Annotated in this window: 2 pseudogenes; one reads left to right on the forward strand and one right to left on the reverse strand. The window is 56.3% G+C overall.

Annotated features, from left to right (window positions below):
- Positions 1-148, forward strand: a pseudogene (locus E5W87_RS15535) (molybdopterin oxidoreductase); the annotation flags it as partial.
- Positions 149-241: 93 nt separating this feature from the next.
- Here E5W87_RS15535 and E5W87_RS15540 read toward each other — a convergent pair.
- Positions 242-446: pseudogene (locus E5W87_RS15540) on the reverse strand (hypothetical protein); the annotation flags it as partial.

Here is a 446-nt window from a genome sequence, read left to right on the forward strand (position 1 = left end):
ATTGCGTGTCCGTGTCGAGCGCCAGATCGGCTATAAGATGCCGAAATATCTCCGCAAGATCGAACTGGTCGACGGTTTCGCCACTATCGGCGGCGGCAAGGGCGGCTACTGGGAGGACAATGGCTACGACTGGTACGGCGGCATTTGACCGCAGAGCATGATCCCGAACCGACGGTCAGCACAGCAAAAATGGGAACCGGTTTTCGAAAAAGATCATGTTCAAAAGAAATAGGCGCGACGCTCAGTAACTGTCATCGCTGTCATCGCCATCGCTGCGCAGGGCCGGGTTCAAATCCGGATTGTCATCGGGGGTGACAAGCTTGCCCAGTCCGTGCGGGCCTTGATAGTTGCCGTGGGTGTCGAAATTGGGATTGCCCTGATTGTCGAATTGCGGCGTCGGATCGATCCATTGGTCGTTACGGCTATGGCGCGGCCTCGGGTAATAA

Origin of the sequence: Mesorhizobium sp. (assembly GCF_004962925.1) — a bacterium.
GTDB lineage: Bacteria > Pseudomonadota > Alphaproteobacteria > Rhizobiales > Rhizobiaceae > Mesorhizobium.